25 protein-coding genes and 1 pseudogene are annotated in these 25,965 nt (G+C 64.8%); 3 read left to right on the top strand and 23 right to left on the bottom strand.

The features are described 5' to 3' along the window. Positions 1-3: 3 nt before the first annotated feature. The 7 genes from F6X59_RS17980 to F6X59_RS17950 form a co-directional block, all read right to left on the bottom strand. On the bottom strand, positions 4-750 hold the full coding sequence (locus F6X59_RS17980) for a gluconate 2-dehydrogenase subunit 3 family protein (RefSeq protein WP_152957375.1): 747 nt from the start codon (positions 748-750) through the stop codon (positions 4-6). Positions 751-918: 168 nt separating this feature from the next. Continuing rightward, entirely contained in the window at positions 919-2,202 is a 1,284-nt protein-coding gene (locus tag F6X59_RS17975) for an OprD family porin (protein ID WP_152957374.1), read from the bottom strand. Between the two features lie 38 nt (positions 2,203-2,240). Then, a complete protein-coding gene (locus F6X59_RS17970; RefSeq protein ID WP_152957373.1) occupies positions 2,241-3,557 on the bottom strand; it encodes an MFS transporter in 1,317 nt (438 codons plus the stop codon). Positions 3,558-3,624: 67 nt separating this feature from the next. Then, positions 3,625-4,149, bottom strand: coding sequence for a gamma carbonic anhydrase family protein (locus F6X59_RS17965; protein ID WP_152957372.1), 525 nt, complete (start codon positions 4,147-4,149; stop codon positions 3,625-3,627). Continuing rightward, positions 4,150-5,352 carry a CaiB/BaiF CoA-transferase family protein gene (locus F6X59_RS17960; RefSeq protein WP_152957371.1) on the bottom strand — a complete coding sequence of 401 codons (1,203 nt, stop codon included), beginning with the start codon at positions 5,350-5,352 and terminating at the stop codon, positions 4,150-4,152. After that, positions 5,352-6,272, bottom strand: coding sequence for a hydroxymethylglutaryl-CoA lyase (locus tag F6X59_RS17955; protein WP_152957370.1), 921 nt, complete (start codon positions 6,270-6,272; stop codon positions 5,352-5,354). Before F6X59_RS17955 ends, F6X59_RS17960 begins: the two co-directional genes overlap by 1 nt. Positions 6,273-6,370: 98 nt before the next feature. Then, positions 6,371-7,282 carry a LysR family transcriptional regulator gene (locus F6X59_RS17950; RefSeq protein WP_152957369.1) on the bottom strand — a complete coding sequence of 304 codons (912 nt, stop codon included), beginning with the start codon at positions 7,280-7,282 and terminating at the stop codon, positions 6,371-6,373. An 89-nt stretch (positions 7,283-7,371) separates the two neighbouring features. On the opposite strand from F6X59_RS17950, the gene F6X59_RS17945 reads away from it, so the two are divergent. Both F6X59_RS17945 and F6X59_RS17940 read left to right on the top strand, forming a co-directional pair. Beyond that, positions 7,372-8,223: a LysR family transcriptional regulator gene (locus F6X59_RS17945; RefSeq protein ID WP_152957368.1), complete on the top strand. Its 852-nt coding sequence runs from the start codon at positions 7,372-7,374 to the stop codon at positions 8,221-8,223. A gap of 99 nt (positions 8,224-8,322) precedes the next feature. Then, entirely contained in the window at positions 8,323-9,318 is a 996-nt protein-coding gene (locus F6X59_RS17940) for an aldo/keto reductase (RefSeq protein ID WP_152957367.1), read from the top strand. A 7-nt stretch (positions 9,319-9,325) separates the two neighbouring features. On the opposite strand, the gene F6X59_RS17935 is transcribed toward F6X59_RS17940, so the two are convergent. Genes F6X59_RS17935 through F6X59_RS17920 form a run of 4 tightly spaced genes read right to left on the bottom strand, consistent with a single transcriptional unit; the run spans position 9,326 to position 13,588 of the window. After that, positions 9,326-10,678 (bottom strand): aromatic acid/H+ symport family MFS transporter, encoded by a 1,353-nt coding sequence (locus tag F6X59_RS17935; RefSeq protein ID WP_152957366.1) that lies wholly within the window; start codon positions 10,676-10,678, stop codon positions 9,326-9,328. 50 nt (positions 10,679-10,728) lie between these two features. After that, positions 10,729-11,046, bottom strand: coding sequence for an NIPSNAP family protein (locus F6X59_RS17930; protein WP_152957365.1), 318 nt, complete (start codon positions 11,044-11,046; stop codon positions 10,729-10,731). After that, entirely contained in the window at positions 11,046-12,764 is a 1,719-nt protein-coding gene (locus F6X59_RS17925) for an FAD-dependent oxidoreductase (RefSeq protein WP_152957364.1), read from the bottom strand. The genes F6X59_RS17930 and F6X59_RS17925 overlap by 1 nt, the downstream gene beginning before the upstream one ends. Further along, complete coding sequence (locus tag F6X59_RS17920) at positions 12,761-13,588, bottom strand: SDR family NAD(P)-dependent oxidoreductase (RefSeq protein WP_152957363.1); 828 nt, start codon at positions 13,586-13,588, stop codon at positions 12,761-12,763. Before F6X59_RS17920 ends, F6X59_RS17925 begins: the two co-directional genes overlap by 4 nt. A 177-nt stretch (positions 13,589-13,765) precedes the next feature. Between F6X59_RS17920 and F6X59_RS17915 the strand changes: the two genes are divergently transcribed. After that, a complete protein-coding gene (locus F6X59_RS17915) occupies positions 13,766-14,644 on the top strand; it encodes a helix-turn-helix domain-containing protein (RefSeq protein WP_152957362.1) in 879 nt (292 codons plus the stop codon). A 13-nt stretch (positions 14,645-14,657) separates the two neighbouring features. Here F6X59_RS17915 and F6X59_RS17910 read toward each other — a convergent pair whose 3' ends face one another. From F6X59_RS17910 to F6X59_RS29000, 12 genes and pseudogenes are all read right to left on the bottom strand, one after another. Then, a complete protein-coding gene (locus F6X59_RS17910) occupies positions 14,658-15,722 on the bottom strand; it encodes a lipocalin-like domain-containing protein (protein ID WP_152957361.1) in 1,065 nt (354 codons plus the stop codon). Further along, positions 15,712-18,159 carry an ABC transporter permease gene (locus F6X59_RS17905; RefSeq protein WP_152957360.1) on the bottom strand — a complete coding sequence of 816 codons (2,448 nt, stop codon included), beginning with the start codon at positions 18,157-18,159 and terminating at the stop codon, positions 15,712-15,714. The genes F6X59_RS17910 and F6X59_RS17905 overlap by 11 nt, the downstream gene beginning before the upstream one ends. A gap of 146 nt (positions 18,160-18,305) precedes the next feature. Continuing rightward, positions 18,306-18,815: pseudogene (locus F6X59_RS17900) on the bottom strand (ABC transporter ATP-binding protein); the annotation flags it as partial. Between the two features lie 96 nt (positions 18,816-18,911). Further along, positions 18,912-19,685, bottom strand: a complete 774-nt coding sequence (locus F6X59_RS17895; protein ID WP_152957358.1) for an IclR family transcriptional regulator — start codon at positions 19,683-19,685, stop codon at positions 18,912-18,914. Positions 19,686-19,754: 69 nt separating this feature from the next. Further along, complete coding sequence (locus tag F6X59_RS17890) at positions 19,755-21,212, bottom strand: amidase (RefSeq protein WP_372240434.1); 1,458 nt, start codon at positions 21,210-21,212, stop codon at positions 19,755-19,757. After that, positions 21,209-22,519 (bottom strand): citrate-proton symporter, encoded by a 1,311-nt coding sequence (locus F6X59_RS17885; protein ID WP_152957356.1) that lies wholly within the window; start codon positions 22,517-22,519, stop codon positions 21,209-21,211. Before F6X59_RS17885 ends, F6X59_RS17890 begins: the two co-directional genes overlap by 4 nt. An 84-nt stretch (positions 22,520-22,603) precedes the next feature. Continuing rightward, positions 22,604-23,779, bottom strand: coding sequence for a M20 aminoacylase family protein (locus tag F6X59_RS17880; RefSeq protein ID WP_152957355.1), 1,176 nt, complete (start codon positions 23,777-23,779; stop codon positions 22,604-22,606). 142 nt (positions 23,780-23,921) lie between these two features. Then, positions 23,922-24,290 carry a hypothetical protein gene (locus F6X59_RS17875; protein ID WP_152957354.1) on the bottom strand — a complete coding sequence of 123 codons (369 nt, stop codon included), beginning with the start codon at positions 24,288-24,290 and terminating at the stop codon, positions 23,922-23,924. Between the two features lie 40 nt (positions 24,291-24,330). Then, positions 24,331-24,732 (bottom strand): immunity 22 family protein, encoded by a 402-nt coding sequence (locus F6X59_RS17870; RefSeq protein ID WP_256669366.1) that lies wholly within the window; start codon positions 24,730-24,732, stop codon positions 24,331-24,333. Positions 24,733-24,839: 107 nt separating this feature from the next. Continuing rightward, on the bottom strand, positions 24,840-25,433 hold the full coding sequence (locus tag F6X59_RS17865; RefSeq protein ID WP_152957352.1) for a hypothetical protein: 594 nt from the start codon (positions 25,431-25,433) through the stop codon (positions 24,840-24,842). A 64-nt stretch (positions 25,434-25,497) separates the two neighbouring features. Next, positions 25,498-25,725: an AHH domain-containing protein gene (locus F6X59_RS17860; protein WP_372240448.1), complete on the bottom strand. Its 228-nt coding sequence runs from the start codon at positions 25,723-25,725 to the stop codon at positions 25,498-25,500. Further along, a complete protein-coding gene (locus F6X59_RS29000) occupies positions 25,725-25,820 on the bottom strand; it encodes a hypothetical protein (protein ID WP_372240432.1) in 96 nt (31 codons plus the stop codon). Before F6X59_RS29000 ends, F6X59_RS17860 begins: the two co-directional genes overlap by 1 nt. Between the last annotated feature and the right edge of the window lie 145 nt (positions 25,821-25,965).

Here is a 25,965-nt window from a genome sequence, read left to right as displayed (position 1 = left end):
GCCTTACGCCCTCTCGCCACGTATCGAAACTGCCGGGAACGGGTACGGCTCGTTGCGTTCGACCCAGTCCATGAAATCTGCCCGGGCGCCCGGGAAGCCGATCTGCGTCCAGCCGACCATGCCCTTGTTGCCACCGTGAATCGGGTCGCAGAAGAAGCCTTCGCGGGTGTTCTGCACCAGCAGGCTGAAGAACACCTTGGCCGGCAACTGCTCGAAAACGATCTCACCGGCTTCGATCTTGCCGAGAATCTTGTCTCGGGTAGCGCTATCTTGCTCGGCAAAGGTTTTACCGCTGGCGTTCTTGCACCAGGCCTCCGTGGCAGCGATGCCCAGGCGGTAGATCTGTTGCGGGCTGAGTTGCAGCTGGTAACCGAGCTCCGGGGCTGCATCGGCCTTGAACGGGCCCTGCATGTACCACTGGGCGCCGGTGGCATACGGGGTGTTCATCTGGCGGTCGATGAACTCGGCGGCGCCAGCTTCCAGCGCGCCGGGGCCGAGTTCGTCGGCGGGGATGATGCGCGACACGGCCGCTTGCACGAAGGCCCATTCTTCGGCGCTGAAGAAGGTTGGCTGATAGTTGCCTGCAGGTGGCGTGGCCGGCACCTTGCGGTGTAAGGGTTCGGCGCGCACCGGCTCGGCCAGCAGCTGGCTGGCACCCAGGCCGGTACTGGCCACGGTGACCACCGGGATCAGGGTCAGGGTCTTGCGCAGGAAGTCCCGGCGCGGGTTGTCGGGGGCATGCTCAGGCATTTCGGGTCCTCATCAGCATCGGGGCGGCCTTGGGTTGCGCCATCTGGTGTCCGGCCGGGGCCGGAAAAGCCGCGTAATCTAGCTGGTTTGGACATCTTTTGAAACCGGTTTCATACCCTGCGACATCCTGAACCTTGACACGCCTCCCGCCTTAAAACTGCCAAAACCCTAGAATTCGAAGCTATAGCCAACAATCACCCGGTTCTCGTCCGCCGCATCGGCAAAGTTCGAGCGCATGCTCGCATTGCGCCAGCGCAGCGACACGTTCCTGAGTGCCCCCGACTGCACCACATAGGTGATGTCCGTGGTCCGCTCCCACTCCTCGCCTTCACCACCCCGTGCCTCGAGCGCCCTGCCCTTGGCCGTGGCGATACGCTGCGGGTCGACCTGATCACCCTTCACGTAGCGCACGTTGAAGGTCAGGCCAGGCATGCCCAAAGCGGCAAAGTTGTAGTCGTAGCGCAGCATCCAGGCACGCTCGTTGGCCAGGGCAAAGGTGCTGACCTGTTGCTCGCTGAACAGGTAGGTATCGGTACCGCCGACATAGGCGTAGGCGGTATCGCCGCTGACCTTCTGATAGCCACCACTGAAGGTATGGCCGCGCAGGCTGTAGCCAACGTTGGTGCTCAAGGTGCGGTTGTCCACCTCCCCCAGCAACGCCCTGCCCTGTTCCCTGGCGTTGAACCAGCGCCACTCGGTGAACGCCTCACCCGGCCCAACGGCAACGCGGTATTTGAAACCCGCGAAATCACGGTGGAACAGGTCTTCGAGCTCGCTGGTGTGCAGGCTTACGGTCAGGTTCTTCAGTGGCTGGTAATCCGCCCCGGCGTAATACAAGCGGTCACTGCTCACCGTCGCTGAATAGGCGCCCTGTTGCGCCATCGCCGTCAGGTCTTCGAAATCGGTGGAGTCCCGCAGCTTGGTCGCATCCACCTGCAGCACGGTGAAGGTGAAATCGTCCAGATCCTTGCTGACCAGTTGCGCGCCGTTGAACCACTGCGGGAACAGCCGACTGTAGTTCGACGCCAGCAGCGGCAACTGCGGGCTCAGCCCGCCGACCTGCAATTCGCTGCGCGACAGCTTCGCCTTGAACGTGGCGACCGCCTTGCCATAGTCGTCCACCGCGCGCTTGTCGCTGCCGCGCGGCAACAACCCGGTGCCACTGCGGTCGGGCGAAGAATCGAGCTTGATGCCCAGCATGCCGGCTGCATCCAGGCCAAAGCCGACAACCCCGTCGGTGTAGCCGGACTGCCACTTGAGCATGAAGCCCTGGGCCCATTCGCCGCGCCGCGACTGGGTGGCGGTATCGCCATGGAAATCGCGGTCGAAGTAGAAGTTGCGCAGCTCCAGGCTGCCCTTGCTTTCGTCGACAACGCCTGCTTGGGCCACCTGGCACGCGCAGCCAAGCGCCGCGAGCATCAGCGATGCCCGCCGGGAGAGGGAAATATTCATGGTTACGCCTTGTTGTTCTTGTAGGAAAGCGTTGGGGTTCAGGCTTTGGGGTTTTTGACGTAGCGCATCACCACCAGGCAGGCGATCAGGATCAGCGGGGCAATCGACAGCATGCCCATGTAGCTGCTGCCGCTGAGGTCGTTGATCTTGCCGACCATCACCGGCGCGACGATGCCGCTCAACTGGCCGACCGAGTTGATCGCCGCCGTACCGGTGGCGATGGCCAGGCCCGAGAAGGTCGACTGGGGGATGGTCCAGAAGATCGGGATGGCGATGAAGGTGCCTGCCGTGGCCAGCACCAGCGCCGCCATCATCGCCCAGGACGAGTCCGCGAACAGGCAGGCCAGCAGGTAGCCCAGCGCCGACGCCAGCAGGCAGTACACCAGGTAGCGTTTGCGTTCGCCGGTGCGGTCGGAGTGCCGGGTCAGCAGCACCATGCCGATGCAGGCCACCGCATAGGGCAGTGCCGACAGCATGCCGACCCACAGCATGTCCTGCACGCCGGACGACTTGATCAGGTGCGGCATCCAGAAGTTCAGGCCGTAGGACGCGGTTTTCACCACGTAGTAGATGAACGCCATGATCGCCACTTCACGGGTCAGCAGTACCCGCCAGATCGACCCCATCACCGGTTTCTGCACGCGCCTGTCCTGGGCCAGGTTCTCCGCCAGCAGGTCTTTTTCCTCGCGGCTCAGCCAGCGGGCCGACTCGATGTCGCGGTCCAGCTTCCACAGCACCAGCACGCCCAGCAGCACACACGGCAACCCCGACATCAGGAACAGCCAGTGCCAGCCGGCCAGGCCCAGCACGCCGTCCATGGTCCCCAGCAGGAAGCCCGCTGCCGGCCCACCCACCGCGCCAGCCAGGGGCACGGCGAGGAACCACAGGCCGTTCATCTTTGCCAGGTGCTTGCGCGGGAACCAGCAGGCCAGGTAGAACAGGATCGCCGGGCCGAAACCGGCCTCCATCACCCCGATCAGAAAGCGCAGGAAATACAGCGTGTACTGGGTGTAGGCGAACACCAGCGCCGCCGTGGCCAGGCCCCAGGACACCATGATCCGGCAGATCCAGGCCGGCGCCCCGTAGCGTTTGAGGCCCAGGCTGCTCGGTACTTCGAACAGCACATAGCCGATGAAGAACATGCTCGCGGCCAGGCCATAGGCCGCGTCGCTCAGGCCCAGTTCAGCCTGCATCTGGGTCTTGGCGAAGCTGATGTTGATGCGGTCGAAGTAGGAAAACAGGAAGCAGATGATGGCCAGCGGCATGATGCGCCAGGCCACGCGGCGGTACAACAGCAGTTCATTGATGTGGCTGTCGGCGCGCTCGCGCGCCACTTCGCCGGTCAAGGCAACCATGGTGGATCTCCATTCTTGTAATTATTGGAGAGCGACGGCGCCCGTGGTGGGCACCGCGTGCAACGGGTCAGCCAATGCGCACGAGCTTGTCCTTGAAGGCCTGGCCCTTGCGCACGTACTCGGCGGCATTGGCCTGCATGCCGGCGATGGCTTCGGGGCTCAGTTCACGTACCACCTTGGCCGGCGCACCGAGGATCAGCGAATTGTCAGGGAACACCTTGCCTTCGGTGACGACGGCGCCGGCACCGACCAGGCAGTTGCGGCCAATCACCGCGCCATTGAGCACCACGGCCTGGATCCCGACCAGCGCGCCATCACCGATGCTGCAGCCGTGCAGCATGGCCTGGTGGCCGATGGTGACGTTGCAGCCCACGGTCAGGGCAAAGCCTGGGTCGGCATGCAGCACCGCCCCTTCCTGCACGTTGCTGTGCTGGCCGACGCGGATCGGCTCGTTGTCACCGCGCAGCACCGCCTGTGGCCACACGCTCACACCCTGCGCCAGGGTGACATCGCCGATAACCGTGGCGTCCTCGGCAACGAACGTTTCCGGGTGAATGTGCGGCGTCAGTGTGTCGTATCGATAGATCGCCATTCAGTGCGCTCCCTGGCTCTGCTCGTCGGTTTTCAGCACGCCGGCCGCACACAGCTCGGCGATGTGTTCATCGCTGTAGCCCAGCTCGCGCATGACCTTGTGCGTGTGCTCGCCAATCCGCGGGATCGGCCGGCGCGGCTGCAGGCGCTGGCCATCCAGCGACAGCGGCAGCAAGGGCATCGGCGTGCTGCTGCCATCCTCCAGCAGCAGGTCCGCCATGCCACCGCTCTGGGTCAGGTGCGGGTCGTCGAACAGCTCTTCCGGGCGGCGGATCGGCGCGAAAGGAATGCCGTTGGCCTCCAGTTCCACGGCCAATTGCTGGGCATCAAGGTTGGCGAACACTTCGGCCAGGTGCGCCAGCAACCGCGGCCGCTGTAATACCCGGTCATTGTTGGTCGCCAGCGTCGGGTCATCAAGCAAGGCCGTCTGGCCCAGCAACTGGCACAGGGCCTGCCACTGGCCTTCGCCCGTGGCAGCGACGAACATCTGCTCGCCGCCCGCGAAGGTGAACACGTCATAGATGGCCCAGGCGCTGATGCGGTTGGGCATCGGCGCCGCAGCCTGGCCGGTGACCACGTACTGCTGCATGTGCTGGGCCGCGAGCAACACGCAGTTCTCGTACAGTGCGCTCTGCACTTCGCGGCCGACACCCGTGGCGTTGCGCTCGTTGAGCGCGGCCAGCACACCAATGGCGCCGAACATGCCGCCCATGATGTCGTTCACCGAACTGCCGGCGCGCAGGGGGCGGCCCACCGGCCCGGTCATGTAGGCAAGGCCGGCCATCATCTGCACCACTTCGTCGAGCGCCAGGCGGTTGTCGTACGGGCCACTGAGGAAGCCCTTGTGCGAGGCATAGACCAGGCGCGGGTTGCGCTGGCGCAACGTGGCGCAGTCGAAGCCCAGTGTGTGCATGCGCCCGGGCTTGAAGTTCTCGATGAACACGTCGGCGCTGTCGATCAGCGCCAGCACCGCCTCACGGCCCTGGGGCGTGTCGAGGTCGACGGCGATGCACTGCTTGTTGCGGTTGAAGGTGCGGAAGAACCCCGCCCCGGCCCCCAGCAAGCGGCGTGTGCCGTCACCGCGGGTGGGCTCGATCTTGATCACTTCGGCACCCAGGTCGCCCAGGATCATGCCACAGGTGGGGCCCATGACCATGTGCGAAATCTCGACGACACGAATGCCGTCCAACGGGAGTCTGGACATTACGCATTTCCTGGGTAGTTGAGCGGCAGGCCGGCGCGGGCAATGGCGCCGTAAAGCGGTTCATCCGGCAGCGCCTCACGCAACAGCTGGCGCGAGGCGATCAGTGCCGGCAGGTCGATCCCGGTGTCAAAGCCCATGCTTTGCAGCATGAACACCAGGTCCTCGGTCACCGTATTGCCCGACGCCCCCGGTGCGAACGGGCAACCGCCCAGGCCGGCGAGCGAGGCATCCAGCTCGCGGATGCCCTGCTGCACCGCCACCAGGCTGTTGGCCAGGGCCAGGCCACGGGTGTCGTGGAAGTGCGCGGCGCGCAAGCGCTCGCCGGCAATCGCCCGTACGGCCTGGATCACCGTCGCCACCTGGGCAGGGTTGGCGTAGCCGGTGGTATCGCCCAGCGAGACCAAATCACAACCTGCCTCGATCACCTGTCGGGTCAATTCGCACAGATCGCCCAGCGGCACCTCACCCTGGCGGGTGCAGCCAAAAGCCACCGACATGCCGGCGATCATCTGCACCTCATGACGCCCCAGTTCACTGCGCAGCTGGCACATGCGCCCCAGTTCCTCGACCATTTCCTGGGGTGTGCGGCGCACGTTGGCCAGGCTGTGGGCGGTGCTGACCGATACCGGTGCGACAATCCGCTGGGCGCCGGATTCCAGCGCATCCTGCGCTCCGCGCAGATTAGGCGCCAGCACCGTCACCAGCAGATCGGGATAGGTCAGAGCGTGGGCCACTACCTGCTTGGCATCGGCCATCTGCGGCAGCAGCCGGGCCGGCACGAACGAGGCGACTTCCATATGGCGCACGCCAGCAGCATAGGCACTGTCGATCCAGCGCAACTTGGCGGCGGTCGGCATCACCGTGTGCAGGCTTTGCAACCCATCGCGCATGCCGACTTCATTGATTGTTATTGTTGTCATCGCGGTCTCTCTGTCTGAAGCGTGGGGCCAGACTAAGAGCAGGACGACAGGCAGAAAAGACGTGTTTCACGGGCTGATCCATCGTCAACCGCGATGGATCAACCCCGTGTTTGCCAGGCCGGCGCGCGCAGCAGCAAATGGTCGAGCAGGCGACGCGCAGACAGGCTCAAGGCATGGCGGTCGCGCATGCAGATGACGAATTCGCCCAGCGCCCAGTCATCGCTCAGCGGGATCACCCGCAGGCCGAACAGCTGCGCGTAGCGCGCCACTGCCTCCTGCGGGAACACCGCCAGGCCCAGGCCGAACTGCACCAGGCGATAGGCCGCATCGAACGACGACACGTACGAGCGAAAACGCAATTCCTTGCCGGCCGCCTCGGCGCTGTTGCGCATGAAGGTATTGAGCGTGGCGAAGGCCGACAAACCCAGGTGCTCGTAATCCAGCGTCTCTTCGAAAGCGATGCTGCCACGCCCGGCCAACGGGTGATCGGCGCCGACCACCACGGCCAGGTGGTCCTGGCGGTACGGCACGAACTCCAGATCACCGACGGCCATGGACTTGCGGCAGATGCCCAGGTCGGCACTGCCTTCCGCTACACCGCGTACCACGTCCGGGCTGAAACGCTCCTCGATATCGGCCTGGATCAGCGGGTTGGCGAGCATGAACGCCGACAGCTCCTCAGGCAGGAACTCCATGATCGACGACACGTTGGCCAGCACCCGCACATGCCCGCGCGCGCCTTCGGCGTACTCGCTCAATTCGCTGTCCAGGCGCTCCATGGCCCGGGTCAGGCCACGCGCATGGCGCAGCAGCGCGAGGCCCGCCGGGGTCGGCTCGACGCCACGCTTGCTGCGCTTGAGCAACGCCGTGCCAAAGCGCGCCTCGATGTCCGAAATCCGCTTGCTGACCGCCGACGGCGCCATGAACGCGCGCTCGCTGGCGCGCGCAATGGTGCCGGCTTCGCAGACCACGATGAACAGGTGCAACGACAGGTGATCGAGCGGTTGCATGGCAGTACCTGGCCGGGAAATGGCAGCCATCCTAGCACCTGCCGGGCGCATAAGGCCGTATCATGGCCCCTCTACTTCAGAGGCCCGCCATGTTCGATTGGGAAGACCTGCGCCATTTCTCCGCCTTCGTCGGTACCGGCTCGCTGTCAGCAGCGGCCAGGCAGTTGGGGGTCGACCACGCCACCGTGGCCCGGCGCATCGCTGCGCTGGAGGCCGCCTTGAACCTCAAGCTGGTGGACCGCCGCCCCAGGGCCTACGCGCTGACCGAGGTAGGTCGCCGGGTTGGCGAATACGCTGAGCAGATGACCCAGTCGTCGTTCGCCCTGGAGCACTTTGCCAATGCCGGCCAGCAACAGGTGGAAGGTGAAGTGGTGCTGGCCGCCCCGCCCGCGCTGCTCGGCAGCATCATTGCCCGGCGCCTGGATGCGCTGATGCAGCGCTATCCGCAACTGCGCCTGAAACTGGTCGGCAGCAAGTCGCGGGCCTCTTTGGCCCGACGTGAAGCCGATATCAGCATCACCCTGGCCAGGCCCACCGAGCCGACGCTGGTCGCCAGCCTGCTCGGTTATCTGGATTACCGGTTATACGCCGCCCCCACCTACCTGCGCAGCACGGGCACACCACGCTACATCGGCTACGACGAATCCCAGGCCAAGTCACCGCAGCAACAATGGCTGCTCAGCCAGACCGGCAACCAACCCTTCGTGTTGCAGAGCAACGACCTGCGCATCCAGGCACAGGCGGCGGCCGGCGGGGTCGGTGTCGCCTGCCTGCCGGCGTTCATGGCGCAGGAGCATGGCCTGGAGGTTGCCGGCAAAGATGAACAGACCATGAGCATCGAGATCTGGCTGGCGGTGCACGAGGATGTACGCAACACGCCGCGCATCAAGGCCGTCACCGACTTCCTGCAGCAACAGGTGAAGCCGCTGCTGCGCTTGTGAATTTTTGCGGATGGCGCCTGCACCGATTCGGAATTTTCGCAGCCAGCCAGCACCGCTAAGCTTCCCTGCATCGCACAACCGATCACTGAGGAGCAGCGGATGCAATACGTCAAACTGGGCAACACCGGCCTGGACATCTCGAAACTGTGCCTGGGCTGCATGACCTTCGGCGAACCGGATGCCGGCACCCACCCCTGGACCCTGGGCGAAGCCGACAGCCGCCCGATCATCCGCCACGCCGTCGAGCAAGGCATCAACTTCTTCGACACCGCCAACAGCTACTCGGCCGGCACCTCGGAAATCATCCTCGGCAAGCTGCTCAAGGAATTCACCCGCCGCGACGAGACGGTGATCGCCACCAAGGTGTTCTTCCCCGCCAACATGTGGCAAGGCAGCACCCGCCCTAACGAGCAAGGCCTGTCGCGCAAGGCGATCATGGCCAACATCGACGCCAGCCTGGCCCGCCTGGGCACCGACTACGTCGACCTGTACCAGATCCACCGCTGGGACTACCACACGCCCATCGAAGAGACCATGGAAGCCCTGCACGACGTGGTCAAGGCCGGCAAGGCGCGCTACATCGGCGCGTCGTCGATGTATGCCTGGCAGTTCGCCAAGGCCCAGCAGGTGGCGGCCAGCAACGGCTGGAGCCGCTTCGTGTCGATGCAGAACTACCTCAACCTGATCTACCGCGAGGAAGAGCGCGAGATGATCCCGCTGTGCCTCGACCAAGGTGTCGGCCTGATGCCCTGGAGCCCGATGGCCCGCGGCCGGCTGACCCGACCCCATGGGCAGCAGACCGCACGTACCCGTACCGACATTTCTGGGCAGTCGTTCTACGAAAAGACCGAAGTGGAAGATGGCCGGGTGATCGACGTGGTCGAGCAGATCGCCGGCGAGCGCGGCGTGCCAATGGCGCAGGTGGCGCTGGCCTGGGTGCTGGGCAAGCGCGGTGTTTCAGCGCCGATTGTCGGGGCGTCGAAAGTGGCACAGCTGGATGACGCGATTGCGGCGTTGGCATTCCAGCTGAGCGCCGAGGAAATCGCCCGGCTGGAAGCGCCCTATGTGCCGCATGCGGTGACGGGCTTCAAGTAAGCCTGCGTCAACCTCGCGACGAATGGAGTACATCTGTACTCCTCTCGGTCTTGGCGTACCACCCCTGCAGCAACACCGCCAATGCCGCCAGACCTGCTGGCACCAGCAGCGAGGCGAACACCTGGGCGAAACTCCAGCCCAGCGCCAGCATCTGCGCCCCGGCAAAGGCGCTGAGGATGGCACCCAAACGGCCGATGCCACTCATCCAGCTGGCCCCCGTGGCGCGGGCCTCGGTCGGGTAGAAGGCGGCCGCCAGCGCATTCATGCCCACGCTCGCGCCGTTCAGGCCAAAGCCCACGGCCCAGGCGATGGCGCACAGCCAGGCGAAATCACCGGCCACCTGGCCAATGGCGAAAATCACCGCGCCACTGAACAGGAAGGTCAGCATCAGCACCCGCTGCGGGTGGCAGCGGTCCATCGCCCAGCCTACCGAAACCGCGCCGAGCGGCCCGCCGATCTGGAAGCAGGCGGTGACGATGGCAGCTTGTGACACCGAGAAGCCACCGCCCTCCTTCACCAGGGTCGGCAGCCAGCCGCTGAACAGGTAGACCAGGAACAGCGCCAGCACATAGCCCGTCCACAGCATCAGCGTGCCAAAGCGGTAACGCGGCGAAAGGATGGTGGCGATGGCGCCGCCCTTGTGCGCGCTGACCGCAGGTACCACGAAGGTACTGTCGGGGCCGCAGTACGCCGGTGCCAAGCGCTGGACGATGCGTCGGATGCGCTGCGGGTCGGCGCCTTGGCTGACCAGGAAGGTCACCGACTCGGGCAGCCGCCAGCACAGCAACGGCAAGACCAGCAGTGGCAATACGCCGCCCAGCGCCAGCACACTGCGCCAGCCCAGGTTGGGGATCATCCAGGCGCTGACGAAGCCGCCCAGCGCCGCACCCAGCGAAAAACCGCAAAACGCCAGGGTGATCAGCAACGAGCGGCTGCGCGCCGGGGCGTATTCGCTGACCAGGGTACTGGCGTTGGGCATCGCCGCGCCCAGGCCCAGGCCGGTGAGAAAGCGCAACGCAACCAGGGTTTCCAGGTTGGGGGAAAAGGCCGAGGCCAAGGTCCACAGGCCGAACAGCAGCACGCTGCCGAGCAGCACCGCCTTGCGCCCGTAACGGTCAGCCAAGGGGCCTGCGACCAGGGCGCCGAGGGCCAGGCCGATCAGCGCAGCGCTGAGCACCGGGCCGAGCGCCTGGGCACCGAGTTGCCATTCGCTTTTCAGTTGCGGGGCGATGAAGCCGATGATGGCGACGTCCAGGCCATCCAGGGCGATGATCAGGAAGCCGAGGAACACCACCCACTTCTGGTAGGCGCCGATGGGTTGCTGGTCGATCAGTTGGCGTATGTCGATTGCGTGATTCATTTACCTGACCTCTTGTTGTTCTTATTGAGGGTGCTGGCTAGCGGGCAACATCAACTGCGCAGGTGCACCGGCTTGATGATTCGCGTTTCCTGCGCCACCACCAGGTCGCGGGTAGCCTGCAGGTACGCGGCAAAATCCGGGTCGGCATCGCGCGCAGCGCTGCGTCGCTCGAAATCCTCCAGGCTGTCATAGCCCCACAGGTGCACCACCTGGTTAAGCGGCCCGATGCTGCTCACATAGAACCCCAGCGGCGTACCCAGGTGCCGGCGCAGGATGGGCATCGCCAACTGCTCGAAGGCTTCGAGAAACGCCGCCATGCAACGCGGCCGGATGGTGTAGATGCGGTGGTCGACAATCGCCTTGTCCATCACGCCACCTCCCGTGCCTGAGCGGCACTGGCCAGCCCCTGCTCGACCCCGGCCAGGTGGCGCCCGGTGATGTAGCCGAAGGTCATGATCGGCCCCAGGGTGATGCCCGCACCGGGATAGTTGCCGCCCATGATGCTGGCCCGGTCGTTGCCCACCGCGTAAAGCCCGCTGATGGCGCGCCGTTCGCCATCGAGCACCTCGCCGACCACGCTGGTGCGGATGCCATCGAAGGTGCCCAGGTCGCCCATGACCACCTTCACCGCGAAGTACGGCCCGTCACCCACGGGCGCCACGCAAGGGTTGGGCTGTTGTTGCGGGTCGGCCAGGTAGCGGTTGAACGTGTTGCTGCCACGGCCGAATTGCCGGTCCTCGCCGTGTACCGCGCCCAGGTTGTACTCGCGCACCGTGCGCTCCAGGCCTTGGCCATCGATACCCGCCCTGGCTGCCAGTTCGGCAAGGGTGTTGCCCTTGAGCAAGTAGCCATTGCGCACCAGCGGCCCCAGCGGCATCGGCGCTGGCTTGGCATAGCCCAGGCCATACTTGGCCAGGGTGCGCCGGTCGCAAACCAGCCACATGGCGGTTTCCGGCTGGTCGGCGCACGCGTCGATCAGGGCCGCACCGACATCGTGATACGAGTTGGATTCATTGGTGAAGCGCTTGCCTGAACGCAGCACGCCAATCACCCCAGGCTTGTAACGGTCGAGCAGGTGCGGGAACGCCACCTGCTTGCCACCGGCCATCGGCACCTTGGAGACTGGCATCCAGGCCGCCGCAGCCTGCAGGCGGATATCCACCTTGCCGCCCAATGCCTCGGCCATGCGCGCACCGTCGCCAGTGTTGCCAGCCGGCACCGGCGAGAAGTGCTCGCCGCCCCGACGCACATGCGGGTAAGCCTCTTTCAAACGCTGCAGGTCATGGGAAAAACCACCGCACGCCAACACCACACCGCGCCGCGCTTCTATCCGTAACTCACTCCCCTGCTGCTGCGCCAGCGCCCCGCTCACCCGCCCGCCTTCGCGCAGCAGCTGCCGCGCCGGGGTGCCGGTGAGGATCGGGATGCCCAGGTCCAGCGCCGACTTCACCAGCCGCGCCGCCAGGGCATTGCCGCTGGTGACCTGGGTGCCGCGACGGTACAGCAGCAGTTCCTTGAAGTGGGTCAACAGCCGTTTGGCCACATAGCTGAACGAGGTCAGCGAACGGGTGACATTGAAGAAATGCTTGAGGTCGGCATTCGACGAATTGAACATCATGCCAATGAAGGTGATGGTCTTAAGCGGCGGGCGCAGCCGGGCCATGTCCGCCCCGAGGCCGCGGATATCGTAGGGTTCGGCCAGGATAGAGCGGCCGATATCGACGCCGCCCTCGACCTGCGGATGGTAGTCCGGGTACAGCGTGGGGACGAACTTGACCGTGGTCTCACGCTCGAAAAACGCCACCATCTGCGGCCCATATTGCAAGAACGCTTCGACGCCAGCGGCATCGAAACAGGCGCCGGTTTCGTTGCGTAGGTAGGTCAACGCCTGTTCATGGCTGCCGTTCACGTCATGCCGGTTGCCCGGCACCCACAGCACGCCACCGGAGAAGGCCGTGGTGCCACCAAAGCAGTCGTCCTTCTCGATCACCAGCACATCCAGGCCATGCTTCCTGGCGGTGATCGCCGTCGCCAGGCCACCCGCCCCGGCACCGATCACCAGCACATCGCAGCTGCGCGTGTTCATGCCTTCACCCCCTCGAAGCCGGGGCGCGGGATCAGCGCCATGGGCATGCTCTCCAGGCCACCATCCACGGTCAGTTCAGCGCCGTTGACATAGTCCGCGCGCGGGCTGGCGAGGAACAGCACGGCATCGGCGATATCCTGCGGCTCGCCGATGCGCTGGTTGGCGGTCATTGCGCTGCGCTGGCGCTCCACCTGCGGGTCGGCATAGAACGCCGCCGACAGCGGCGTGCGGATCAGCCCTGGGCACACGGCGTTGCTGCGCACGCCACGCGGCCCCCACTCCACGGCGATTTGCCGCGACAGCATGCTGACCCCGGCCTTGGCCGCGCTGTAGGCACCGCTGTTGGGCTGCGGGTAATGCGCGGCGATCGAGGCCACATGCACGATGCGCCCCTGGCCACGGGCAAGCATCGCGCGGCCGAAGCCTTGCGCGCACAGCAAGTAGCCGCTGAGGTTGACCGCCAGCACCTGGTTCCATTGCTCCAGGCTCAGGGCCTCCAGTGCCCCCGGGCGCAGCACGCTGGCATTGTTCACCAGCACATCGCAGCGCCCATGCAGCGCTTGCACCTGGGCGGCGGCCTGTTCGACGCTGGCTGGGTCGGCAATGTCGCAGGCCAGTGCGCTGACTTCGCCAACACTGTGCTCGCCCAGGCTGGCGGCCAGCTCGCGGCACTTGTCAAAGTCACGGTCCAGCAACACCACATGGGCCTGTTGCTCGACCAGCGCGGCGGCCAGCGCCGCGCCGATGCCACCGGCCGCACCGGTAACCACGCAAACGGCTGAATCCAGGCCCAGCCAGTTGGAGTAAATCTTGTTGTTATGCATGCTGCTCTCCAGAGTGTCGCTTGATCTGGCGAACAGCCTAGGGCCGACGGGCCGGCCGGCAGAATGGACAAAACCTGCAAGCGTCGCCACATTCCGCTCAATTTTGTACCTGCCCCCTGAAGCCGGCGCCTGGCTGTGGCACAGTGGCCCGGTAGCGATCAGAACAATTACAAGCACATGAACAAGATCCCCAACTACGCCCTGTACGGCGAAACCGCGCAGCCAGTGTGGCACGAGTCCCTGCATGTGGAGCGGATCTCCCAGCGCTCCGGCGCGCACAACTGGGAAATCGCCGCGCACCGCCACGACGGCCTGCTGCAGCTGCTGTACCTGCAGAGTGGCAGCGGCGAAGTGCTGTTCGACAGCGAGCGCGTGCAGGTCTGCGCACCTTGCGTGGTGTATGTGCCCGCGCAGGTGGTGCACGGTTTCCACTGGTCCGGTGCGGTCGAAGGCCAGGTGATCACCGCTGCGCAGCCACCGCTGGAAAGCGTCGCCCAGGTACTTGCGCCCAACCTGCTGGCACCGATCCGCAAACCCCAGGTCATCGCCTTGCCCCAGTGGCCCGCCGAAGAAGACCCGCTTTTGCCGCTGTGCCTCGCCCTGCGCGAGGAGTACCACAACCGCGCCCGCGAACACGTGGCCAGCAGCATGGCGCTGCTGCTGACCCTGCTGATCCAGGCGCTGCGCCATGCTCAGGAACCGCCGGCTTTCGGACAGCGCCCGGTATCACGGCGCAGCCAGCAACTGACCGGGTTTCGTGAACTGGTCGACAGGCATTACCGCGAGCACCGGCCGATGGGCTTCTATGCCAGTGAACTGGGCATGACCCTGGCGACGTTGGGGCGCTTGTGCCAGGAGCATCTGGGGATGACCCCGATGAACGTGATCAACGCCCGGCTGGTGCTGGAGGCCAAGCGGGTGCTGGGGCATTCGGATGCTAGCGTGAAGGCGATTGCCCATGAGTTGGGGTTTGCCGATGTGGGGTATTTCAGCCGGTTCTTTCGCAAGCAGTGCGGGGTTAGCCCGAGTGCGTTTCGCGGTGACAAGCCGGTGTAATGTACTGCCTGAGCTAATACCCCGTCATTTCCAGATACCCCCGCCCTTGCGCGCTGCCACTCACCCGCACCGGCCCCTCCCAATAGGGGAACCGCGTGCCCATCCAGGCCTTGGTCTGCACCGCCTCGACTTGCACATCCAGTTGCACCGCGGGCACTTGAACTCGCCAGCGGGTCGGCACGCGCTTGCCGTTGTCCTGATCAGTCCAGGCCAACGGCGTCAGCTCGACCTCAGCCGCCTGCAACGCCCGCACCTGCCCGTCAGGGCCAACCCAGGTGCCGGCCCGGTACGGCTGCCCCTGATCCTCACGCACCTGAAACAACATCAGCTTGGCGCCACTGCCCAAGTGCAGCGAAAACCAGTCCCAGCCACTCTGCCCGGCCGCCAGCGGCTGGCTGCTCCACTCCCGGTCAAGCCAGGCCTGCCCGGTTACCGCAAGGCGCTGCCCGTCCCGCTCGACCTCGCCACTGACCTGGTAGAACGGCTGGCTGTAATAGTACGAAGCCTGGCCCTTGCCGGACTTTTCGCTGTACCCCCGATCGCCGTGCAGCACCAGCGGCTTGTCGCTGGCCAGGGTCAGGTCATAGCGAAAACCCTGGCCGCTGGCGCGCATCTGCAAGCGCTGGATGCTGTCATCGCCTTGCAGCGACCAATCGTTGATCCACGCCCGGAACGGCCCGGTTTCGACGCCGGCCTGGCCGATGCCGCCGCGTGCCAGCGTTTCGCTGACCTGGTGGCCGCCGGGGTCGGTCAGGGCGGCGTGGCCCATCCACAGGTTGGGGCTGTTCCAGCCGTAGGTCTCGGGGCCGGGGCGCAAGGCTGAGCGGAACAGCGTCCATTGCACCCCCCAGTCACGGCCCTGGGCATCGCGCAGGTTGGCGGTGACGTACCACCACTCGATGCGATAGCCATCGTGGGCGCCGTGGTCGCGGGGGAACACCAGCGCAGTGTCGCGCCTAACCTGCTTGAACGCTGCCGCCTCGGCGCCGAGGCCGGCATAGCTCCTGGCTGGCGGCGCAGGCGCGTCACACCCGGCCAGCAGCAGGCAGGCCAGCAACAGCCAGGTTTCAACCCTCATCGCTGAACCGCCGCAACAGCTCGCCCGGTTGGCGCCGCGCCAGTTGCCACAGGGGCCAGGCGCTGGCCAGCAGGCTGGTCAGCACACCCAGCGCGGCCAGTTGCGCGAGTTGGCTGGCAAACACGTGCCAAGGCAGCCGCCAGCCGAATGCCTGCACGTTCACCACCGCCACCAGGCACCATGCCAGCAGCAACCCGAGGGGGATCGCCAGCAGCACGGTGAACCCGCTGAGCATCAGCATCTGGCCCAGGCTCAGCCAGGCCAGCCACCGGCGCGGCACGCCCAGCGCCCACAGCGGTGCCAACTGCCCCAGGCGCTGCTGGCCCAATGTCAGCTGGCTGATGAACAGCGCCACGCCAGCGACACCCAGGGTGAGGCTGTTCAGGGCTGCGGTGACGGCGAAGGTACGGCTGAATACCTGCGTCGACCAGGCTTTCAGGCTGGCCTGTTCCACCAGTTGCGAGTCGTCCAGGCCGTAGCGCTTTTGCAAATCCTCCTTCACCACCGCAACCTGCCCGCGTGGCATCAGCAAGCTCAAGCCACTCAGGCTGGCCGTCGTCGCATGCTCGCGCAGCCAGCCGGCATTGACCAGCACATGCCCTTTCGGGTTGCCATAGTCAGCGTGGATGCCCACCACCCGCATGCCCTGCGGCGGCTCGCCCGGCAGCTGAACTTCATCGCCGATGCCCACGCCAAGGCGCCGCGCCAACTGTTCGCTGAGCATGGCGCCCTGCCCTTTGGCCACCTGCGCCCAGGCGTGCGGAGCCTGCTCCAGCAGTGGCCAATGGCTGTGGTAGAACGGATGATCGATCACCCCTTGCACCTGCACCGGCCAATGCTGCAGGCGCCACTCCACTCGCCAGCTTGGCAGCACGGCGTTGACGTCGGGGTCATGCTGCAACTGCTGGTAGATCTGCAGCGCCTGAGTGCCGTCGCGGGGTGTGACATACAGGTCCGCGGCCAGGCGCTGGTCGAGCCAGCCGACAAAAGTGCGGCGGAAACCTTCGGTCATACCGCCCACGCCGACGCTGGCGGCCAATGCCAGTAGCAATGCCATCAGCGCCAGGCTCAGCGCCGGCAATTGCTGACGGCTGTCGGCGACGAACCACTGCGCCAGCGGCCGCCGGGTATGCCGCGCCAGCCCCGCGAGCAACAGGGCCAGCACGCCTGGCAACGACAAGGCGGCCGCCAGCAACAGCGCGGCAAGCAGGGTGAAGGCACTGGGCAGGCTGTTGCCGACGTAACCGCAGCCCAGCGCAACTACCGCAAGCACGGCGGCGGCCATCGCCTGGCGCTTCAACCAGGGCACCTGTGCCAAACGCCAAGCCTGAGGTTGAGCCAACGCCAGCAACGGCAACCGCGCTGCGCGCAACAGGCTGTCGATACCGGCCAGCAAGGCACCGAGCAGGCTCACACCTATGCCCATCAACCACCAGTACCACGGCAGATGCAGGTGCCCCGAGACCTGGGCGCCATACAGGCCGCGCAGGCTGGAAGCGAAATCGGGCAGCAACAGCGCTGCCAGCAGGTAACCCGCCGCCACACCGGCCAGGCCACCGGCCACGGCGAACACACCCAGTTCCAGGGCCAAAGCCGCCAGCAACACCTTCAGGCTGACACCACACGCGCGCAAGGTGCGCATCAGACCGCGCCGTTGCTCCAGCGCCAGGCCGATGGCCGCATGGGCGATGAACAGCCCGACCACGAATGCCAGCAGGCCGAGGGCCGTCAGGTTCAGATGAAAGCTTGCGGTCAGGCGTTGCAGGTCGGTGTCATCGTCTGCTGGCTGTACCTTCAAACGGTCAGCGAGCGTCTGCGGCAACGGCTGGTCGGTGTCGCTGACCAGCCGTGACAGCTGCCCCGGCGCATCGAGCAAGGCCTGGGCCACACCGACATCAACCAGCATCACGCCGGGGGCCAGCTGTTCATCGAGCATCAGCGGCGGCAACGCCTGGCCATCGACCGTGCGCCGCTTGCCCGCCAATTGGCGCAAGGTATCCGGGCCGACCCAGGCTTGCCCGGGGCTGCCGATGAAGGCCGGCAAGTCGAAGCTTGCCGGGTCGGCACCCGCGACGGCCATGCCCGGCAGCAGGCTCAACGGCTCGATGCCGATCAGCCTGACGGCAACGGCTGGCTCGCCGGCCAGGCGCAAGCGCCCTTCCAGCACGGGCGTCACTTGCCAGCCTTGCCTGCGCAGCTGCACATACAGCGCCTGGTCGAAACGCGGCCCATCGCGGGCGACGATCTGCAGGTGCGCCGTTCCGCTCAGCACGGCACTGGCCTGGGCATAGTCGCTGCGCGCCTGGGCGTTGAGGGCCTGCACGCCGGTCCACAAGGCCGTGGCCAGCCACAGGCCGGTGAAGATGCTGAGGCACTGCAAGCGGTGGCGCCACCAATGGCTGCCCAGCGCCTGCAGGGCAATCAGCAGGTTGCTCATGCCCCTTGCACCTGGCCCTGGTGCAGCACGCAGCGGTGTTGCAGGCAAGCGGCCAGGCGCGGGCTGTGGGTCACCATCAGCACGCTGCTGCCGGCCTCGCCGACCAGTTGCAGGAGCAAGGCCAGCACCTCGTCGCTGCTGGCTTCGTCGAGGCTGCCGGTGGGTTCGTCGGCGAGTAACAGCTCCGGCCGGCTGGCCAGTGCCCGGCCGATGGCGACCCGTTGCTGCTGGCCGCCGGACAGCTGTTCCGGGTAGCGATCCATTAACGCCGCCAAGCCCAGGTGCTCGGCCAGGTAGGCTAGCCATTGCGGATCGTGGCGCTTGGCCAGGCGCGCCTGGAAGGCCAGGTTGGCCGCCACGTCGAGGCTGCTGATCAGGTTGTATTGCTGGAACACCAGGCCGATGCCCTCGCGCCGCCAACGGGCCAGGGCAGATTCGCCGTGGCCATGCAGGGGTTCGCCGTCGATCAGGATGCGCCCGCTGTCGGCACGGTCGAGGCCGGCGACCAGGTGCAGCAAGGTGCTTTTGCCGCTACCGGATTCGCCCATCAGGGCCAGGCTGCTGCCGCGTGCAAGGGTCAGGTCGACGCCGCGCAGGACCTGGAGCGGGCCTTGGGCGGTGGGGAACGACTTGTGCAGGTGCTCGATGACCAGCATGGGAGTTGCCTTTGGGGAGGTAATTGCAAGTGTATGCCTTGAAATTTGTGGCGGCGCTCGATCTCGAAACCACCAAGCATCTACCGCCAAACACCCCTAACCCACCAACGCATGCTGCACTTCCCCGACAGTCGCCGCCAGGCTGTTCAGGTGCAGGCTCATCACCTGTTCCACCGGCGCCTGATCCAGTGGCCAGTGCAAGGCAATGCTCCCGGCCAGTTGCCCCTGTACCCGCACCGGCAAGGCAATCGCCCGGATCAGGAACGGCAAACGCACCGGATACTCCCAATACCCCTCGGTGCGCTGCCCGAACCCCTTGAGCGCATCCCCTTCCAGGCCACGCATCAGCTCTTCGCCGCCGCCCCGCTCATGCCGGGCCAGGCGCTGCACCTCATCTACCTCCAGCTCCTTCAGGCACGCCCGGCCCATCGCCGAATGGAACAAACTGGCATGCTGGCCGACGATCTGGCAGTTGCTCGGATAACGCTTGCGCAACACCCGCGGAATCGCACTTTCCATCACCTCCAGCCGCTCGCCGTCGAAGCTCGACAGGTCCACCACCAGCCCGGTGCGCTCGCTCAGCTCCAGCAGCAGTGGCGCAGCGCTTTCTACCAACTGGCGCTTGAAGCGCTGCTGGCGGTCGCCGAACAGGCGGCGGGCACACAGGCGGTAACGCCGGTCGCTGAGCCCGCGGTAAACCCAACCCTGCTCCTGCAAGGTGGCGAGCATGCGCGAGGCCGTGGCCTTGGGCAGGCCGGTGAGGTAATGCAGCTCTTCCAGGCCCAGGGCCTGATGCTCGCCAAGCAATTCGACGATGGCCAACGCACGCTCCACCGAACGCACGCCGCCGCTGTCTGTCGCTGTGCCCATGGATCCGACCTCCCTGTCTGTGCGTGGATGGTCATCATGCCCAGCAAGATACGGGCCGGGCCAGCCCCTTCAGCGTGCCAGAAGGCTTGGCGGTGGTCGCCGCGCCACCCAGCGGGTCAGCTGTTCATGGGCGTAGGCCAGCTGCAGCACGGCATGGTCAGCCTGGGCCGGGCCTATGATCTGCAGGCCCGTGGGCAGCCCCGCAGCATTGAAACCGACCGGCACGCTCATGCTCGGCAGGCCTGCCAGGGTCGGCCCGACCACCACCTCCATCCAGCGGTGATAGGTGTCCATGCGCCGCCCCCCGACCACCTTCGGCCAGGCCTCGGCTGCGTCGAAAGGGAACACCTGGGCCGAGGGCAACAGCAGGAAATCGTAACGCTCGAACAGTGTGTGCAGGGCCTGGTACCACGCGCTGCGGTCTAGCGACGCCTGATAAACGGCGGCGGCGCTGAGCTGCAGGCCACCCTCCACTTCCCATTGCGCCTCGGGTTTGAGTAGCGCCCGCTTGCCTGGGTCGGCATAGGCCGCCGCCAGGTTGCCGTGCACCAGGAAGTGGCGGTGAGTCAGCCAGCATTGCCACAACCGCGCCTGATCGAACGCAGGCTGGCAAGCCTCCACTTCGCAGCCGAGCTCGGCGAAATCGGCCAGGGCCGCTTCGCACAGGCCCAGCACGCCGTCCTCCATCGGCAGGTAGCCGTCGTAGTCACCCAGCCAGCCGATCCGTGCGCCTTTGAAATCTCGCTGCAGCCCGGCCGCAAAATCCCGCCCGCCGTCATTGAGCGACAACGGCACCCGCGCATCATGCCCGGCCTGCACCGTCAGCAAGCGGGCCACATCGGTGACGCTGCGCCCCATCGGTCCCTCGGTGGCCAGCTGCTGCATGAACAGCTCCGGCGTCGGCCCATAAGGCACCCGCCCCAGCGACGGGCGCAGGCCGAACACGTTGTTGAACGCCGCCGGGTTGCGCAGCGACCCCATCATGTCGCTGCCATCGGCCACCGGCAGCAGGCGCATGGCCAGTGCCGCCGCCGCGCCACCGCTGCTGCCGCCGGCCACGCGGCTGTGGTCGTAGGCATTGGTGGTGGTGCCGAACAGCGTGTTGTAGCTCTGCGAGCCCAGGCCGAATTCCGGTACGTTGCTCTTGCCGATAATGATCGCCCCACTGGCCCGTACCCGCGCCACGCTGATGGCGTCGTGTGCTGGCACCTGCCCGGCGAACAACGGCGAACCCAGGGTGGTGCGCAGCCCGGCCGTGGCGGCCAGGTCCTTGATCGCCTGGGGCATGCCGTGCATCCAGCCACGGGACTGGCCGCGCGCCAGTTCGCGGTCGCAGGCATCGGCCTCGGCCAGCAGGTCTTCAGTGGCGCGCAGCGACACCAGCGCATTGACCTGCGGGTTGCAGCGCTCGATATGGCCCAGGTAAGCCTGCATCACCTCGCGGCACGCCACCTGGCGGGCATGGATGGCCCGGGACAGGGCCTCGGCGTCGAGGGCGACGATCGGGTCGATAGCTAACGCGTTCACGGTTTCACTCCAAGGTTGTAGGCGACGGCCTTGCTGGCGCGCGGCGCTTCTTTCAGGCAATAGGTGCCAAGCAGGGTCAGCAGGCAGGCGAACAGCACGTAGAACGACGGTGCCACCGGGGTGCCGAGCACCTTGCTCAGCCAGGTGACGATCAGCGGAGCGAAGCCGCCGAACACCATCACCGCCACGTTGTAGGCCACCGATACGCCGGTGGAACGCACCTCGACCGGGAACTGCTCGGCCAGCGCGGTCGGCGCCGGGCCGAAGAAACCGCCGATGGCCGTGCACAGCAGCAGCTGCATCACCAGCAGGCGCTCGATCGAAGGCGCTGCGGCCACCCACACATACAGCGGGTAGACCATGACGAAGAACGCCAGGGTGAAGGCCATCAGCACCGGGCGCCGGCCGAGCCGGTCCGACAGCGCGCCAGACAGCGGAATCACCACGGTCATCAGGCCCACGGCGAGCATCTGCACCAGCAGCACCTGGTCCAGCGGCAGGCCGAGGTTCTTGTGGGCGAAGGTCGGCATGTTCACCAGTACCACGTAGAACGACACCGTCGCGCCACAGGCCAGGCCCATCGACACCAGCAGGCTGCGGCGGTGCTCACGCAGCACCTGCCATAGGCCCGGCGCCTGCCCCTTGGCCTGCTCTCGTGCTTGCAGAAACTCCTCGGGCTCTTCCATGTGCTTGCGAATCCACAGCCCCACCGGGCCGATCAGCAAGCCGAGCACGAACGGAATCCGCCAGCCCCAGCTGTCCAGCGTCTCGGGCGTGCACAGGTGGGTGACCAGCGCGACCATCGCCGCCCCGGAAAACACCGCCAGGCACTGCCCCACCAGCTGCCACGAGCCATACAGCCCCTTGCGGTTGGCCGGTGCGCTCTCCACCAGAAACGCCGTGGCACTGGCGTACTCGCCGCCGGTGGCAAAGCCCTGCAGCATGCGCGCGACCACGATCAGCAGCGGCGCGCCCATGCTAATGGCGAGGTAGCCGGGGGCAAACGCGATCATCGCGATCGACACCGTCATCAGGCGGATGATCAGCTGCATCGCCGCCTTGCGCCCCTTGCGGTCCGAGTACACACCCAGCAGCACCCCACCCACCGGGCGCATGAAAAAGCCCACGCCGAAGGTGGCCAGGGCCATCAGCAACGAGCTGTATTCGTCGTCCGAAGGGAAGAACTGGCGGGCGATGATGCTCGCCAGAAAGCCGTACACGATAAAGTCATACCACTCCAGCGCATTGCCGATGACCGCCGCCACCACTTGCCGGGTACGCGACGCGCCTGTATTGGAAATCTGCATGCGGAACACTCCATCTTCTGTTCAAGTGATCGCCCAGGCGCAGCCGCACCCGGGTGCCAGCGGCAGTCGTCAATACAGGGTCGATCAGGCCGGCTTGAGCCAGCTCTCGGTCAGCGCGCCCCAGTAGGCAGCGCCGGTCAGCAAGATGTCATCGTTGAAGTCATAGGCCGGGTTGTGCACCATCGGCCGCTGCACACCGTTGCCGATGAACAGGTAGGCGCCCGGGCAGCGCTGCAGCATCCAGGCAAAATCCTCGCTGCCCATCAGCTTGCGGGTGTTGCCATCGACCTTGTCGGCGCCCAGCAGCGCTTCGCCGACCTGCTGGGCAAAGGCGTTCTCCGCGGCGTGGTTGACCAGCACCGGGTACGCTGGCCGGTGCTCGATGCTGGCCGTGCAGCCAAAGCTCTCGGCCTGGCTGACGATGATCGCCCGCACCCGCTCCAGAGTCTGCGCCCGCACCTGGGCATCCAGCGCCCGCAGGCTCAGGCGCAGCAGCGCCTGCTGCGGAATCACGTTGGCCGCCTCGCCCGCCTGCAGCGCGCCGACCGTGACCACCGCCGCCTCCTGGGCATCGATGTTACGCGCCACCACCGTCTGCAGCGCCATCACCACACTGGCCGCCGCCACCAACGGGTCGACCGTCAGGTGCGGCATCGAGCCATGCCCGCCAACGCCCTCGAGGGTGACGGTGAGCAGGTCCTGCGAGGCCATCATCGGCCCCTCGCGCAAGCCAAGGTGCCCTGCCGGCAGCCCCGGCATGTTGTGCATGCCGAACAGTGCATCACAAGGGAAGCGCTCCAGCAGCCCGTCGGCGAGCATCGCCTCGGCCCCACCCTGGCCCTCCTCGGCCGGCTGGAAGATCAGCGTCAACGTGCCGTCGAACTGCCGTGTAGCGGCAAGGTAACGCGCTGCGCCCAGCAGCATGGTGGTGTGGCCGTCATGGCCACAGGCGTGCATGCAGCCCTGGTGGCGGCTGCTGTAGGCGGCGCCGGTAGCCTCATGGATCGGCAACGCGTCCATGTCGGCGCGCAGGCCCAGCTTGCGCGGGCTGCTGCCGTTGCGCAGCACCCCGACCACACCGGTCTTGCCGATGCCGGTGTGCACCTCGTAGCCCCACTGCTGCAGCAGCGTGGCGACCAGGGCCGAAGTGCGGCTTTCTTGGAAACCGAGTTCAGGGTGAGCGTGGATATCGTGGCGGATGGCGTGCAGGTCGCTGGCCACGTCGTTGAGCCAGGCCAGGATGTGCTGGTGTTGCTGCATGGGGAATCTCCTCGCGCGGGTGGGGCCCGTTCTTGTTGTTCGCTTTGAGATCACGACGGGGAAGGCAGGTCGTGCTTGGCGACAGATAAGCGCGAGTGGCGAGGGAGTACAAACGAATGTGGTTCCGCGTAGTGGAACCACCTTAGAAAAAGTGATTGTAGAGCGCGTATCCACATGCCAGAACGCAGAGGTTCAGGATGATCATCGACAGGCTTCGCCCTTCGTAGATGTAACTCCAGGGCACCACATCGACCAGCTTCTCAGGCGGCACGCTTTTCAGGTAACGGTGGCGGATGATGAAGTAGATGATGCTGATCACGGGGTAGATGAAGATGGCGATCATCGCGGCACGTAGGCCACCCAAAAGCGCCAGGAACGCCGGCGTGAACAGGTAGGCACACTTTACCCAGAAATCCATTTCCACGAGGTGGTCGTGGACCTCAGCGCCGGGATGCGGTGGCATTTTCTTGCGTTTTGTCGTCCTTGCGGGCATTTGAAAGTCCATTTCCATTCAGGTTACTTGCGCTTTGACCACTCCGACTCCATGGCCATCATTCGCCTTCGAACAAGCCAACATAGCGCAGGCCGTTATAATGTTCTTTGAGCGGTGTCGGGATCACCAAGCTGCCATCAGAATACCAGAACATTGCATTCATCTTCACAATGCCAAGACTCAAGCAAATGGCTTTGACCCTGTTCCATTCGCTTCTGTCGATTGCGGAGTCACCCAGCATGGCGTCGATATCAACCAGTGTGGGTTTGCGTGGGATGATGCCAATGAAATCCTCGTCGTACCAGCGTTCGCCGACATCGGTACAGAACTGACAGACCGGGTATTGAGGGTCGTCAACCTCATAGTCGCCTGAGTAGTCGATTTCAAAGTATTTCAGATATTCTTCCTCTTCGGAAAAATTCACGCCTAGCCAGAGGTGAACCCTGTTGAACCTAGACAAACATTTATTCAAAGCTCATCTTGTACACCGCAATCGCGACCTTGGAGAGATACACCTTATAAGCATCTAAAATGAAGATCCACCACATCGGCTCATTCGAGCCTCAATTAAACCCTATAAACGTAAATCTTTGATTCTTTACTAGAGAAATACAGACCAATCAAAACCTCACCATCCCGCTCTACAAATATCTCGGTACCAGGCACGCTATTAGAGGCATAAACAATCATTGAAGCCACTTGTTGCCCCTCACACTTATACTCATAGCACCAGTACTCACCATCATCCTCTAGACGGCATGATATATATGGTTTTCCGCTTTCAAAAACAACACCAGAAGCGCGAACTGCCTTTCCATCGTCGTCAAATCGAACTGAAGACCTCAATTGACCCTCCACCTGACATATTTCAGTCTCTATTATTGTCGAGCTCACACCATATATATCTGACCTATAGATCTCCCCCGCCTCGTTACAATAAAATTTAAAGCAGTTTTTTTTGCTTTTTGGCTCATTTCCCAGGATAGGTGAAGGAGTCACTCCAGCCAACTCCAACCCATAGGGTAATATTGAAAAACTAGGCCCCTTCGACCATTTCACATCTTCATTTTTGATGCGCTGCGCACCCGCGACGTCGGGAGGGTCCATTTCAAGCTTAGACTGTAATTTTTCGAATAAGGCCGTAAATTTATCTGGAATCACAACTACCTCCTAACAGCAAATGTTTTACCGCCACTTAACTGCTCTTTGAGTTCGGCACGTCCATTCAAGAACTTTTTCTTGGTTGTCTTGCCTGCCAGCGTACCATACACGTGTTGTTTGTAGGCATTACCATGTATGCCGGCGCCCTTGTGTGGCGTTGCAAGTGTGCCGGGGACCTTGCAGACTCTGTATTTGGTAACCAGATGCCGTTTTTCCTGTTATTGATATCGACCCCCAGCTCCTTCATCTGTTTCCTCAAGGCAATCATTCTGACGTCCGTTGAGTTGGAAATTACGATGTGATGAAGCTGAAGCTGCGCACGGTGTCGCCGTTGCGGTTGATCACCGTGGTCAGCTGGCCGTGTTCGTCGTAGCGGTACTTTACCACGCGCCTGATGTCGGTCTGTGCACAGTCGGGGCTAGCGATTGAGATGCAGGAAATGGCCAAGGGTGATCTTGCCCAGCAGCCGTGGACACGGGTTTAAGCACACATCCTGGCCTCGAAGGCCTCTGGGCTGATGTGCCCCAGCGTG

This window comes from Pseudomonas sp. MN1F, assembly GCF_009391885.1.
Lineage (GTDB): Bacteria > Pseudomonadota > Gammaproteobacteria > Pseudomonadales > Pseudomonadaceae > Aquipseudomonas.
This window is presented reverse-complemented; position numbering and strand designations above follow the sequence as displayed.

Coding starts and splice junctions, on each gene's coding strand:
- F6X59_RS17905 (WP_152957360.1), bottom strand. CDS start 18,159: ATGAGCAACCTGCTGATTGCCCTGCAGGCGCTGGGCAGCCATTGGTGG.
- F6X59_RS17955 (WP_152957370.1), bottom strand. CDS start 6,272: ATGACAACAATAACAATCAATGAAGTCGGCATGCGCGATGGGTTGCAA.
- F6X59_RS17875 (WP_152957354.1), bottom strand. CDS start 24,290: ATGGAAATGGACTTTCAAATGCCCGCAAGGACGACAAAACGCAAGAAA.
- F6X59_RS17935 (WP_152957366.1), bottom strand. CDS start 10,678: ATGAATCACGCAATCGACATACGCCAACTGATCGACCAGCAACCCATC.
- F6X59_RS17975 (WP_152957374.1), bottom strand. CDS start 2,202: ATGAATATTTCCCTCTCCCGGCGGGCATCGCTGATGCTCGCGGCGCTT.
- F6X59_RS17945 (WP_152957368.1), top strand. CDS start 7,372: ATGTTCGATTGGGAAGACCTGCGCCATTTCTCCGCCTTCGTCGGTACC.
- F6X59_RS17880 (WP_152957355.1), bottom strand. CDS start 23,779: ATGCAGCAACACCAGCACATCCTGGCCTGGCTCAACGACGTGGCCAGC.
- F6X59_RS17895 (WP_152957358.1), bottom strand. CDS start 19,685: ATGGGCACAGCGACAGACAGCGGCGGCGTGCGTTCGGTGGAGCGTGCG.
- F6X59_RS17940 (WP_152957367.1), top strand. CDS start 8,323: ATGCAATACGTCAAACTGGGCAACACCGGCCTGGACATCTCGAAACTG.
- F6X59_RS17960 (WP_152957371.1), bottom strand. CDS start 5,352: ATGTCCAGACTCCCGTTGGACGGCATTCGTGTCGTCGAGATTTCGCAC.
- F6X59_RS17980 (WP_152957375.1), bottom strand. CDS start 750: ATGCCTGAGCATGCCCCCGACAACCCGCGCCGGGACTTCCTGCGCAAG.
- F6X59_RS17925 (WP_152957364.1), bottom strand. CDS start 12,764: ATGAACACGCGCAGCTGCGATGTGCTGGTGATCGGTGCCGGGGCGGGT.
- F6X59_RS17920 (WP_152957363.1), bottom strand. CDS start 13,588: ATGCATAACAACAAGATTTACTCCAACTGGCTGGGCCTGGATTCAGCC.
- F6X59_RS17950 (WP_152957369.1), bottom strand. CDS start 7,282: ATGCAACCGCTCGATCACCTGTCGTTGCACCTGTTCATCGTGGTCTGC.
- F6X59_RS17965 (WP_152957372.1), bottom strand. CDS start 4,149: ATGGCGATCTATCGATACGACACACTGACGCCGCACATTCACCCGGAA.
- F6X59_RS17970 (WP_152957373.1), bottom strand. CDS start 3,557: ATGGTTGCCTTGACCGGCGAAGTGGCGCGCGAGCGCGCCGACAGCCAC.
- F6X59_RS17885 (WP_152957356.1), bottom strand. CDS start 22,519: ATGCAGATTTCCAATACAGGCGCGTCGCGTACCCGGCAAGTGGTGGCG.
- F6X59_RS17915 (WP_152957362.1), top strand. CDS start 13,766: ATGAACAAGATCCCCAACTACGCCCTGTACGGCGAAACCGCGCAGCCA.
- F6X59_RS17910 (WP_152957361.1), bottom strand. CDS start 15,722: ATGAGGGTTGAAACCTGGCTGTTGCTGGCCTGCCTGCTGCTGGCCGGG.
- F6X59_RS17930 (WP_152957365.1), bottom strand. CDS start 11,046: ATGGACAAGGCGATTGTCGACCACCGCATCTACACCATCCGGCCGCGT.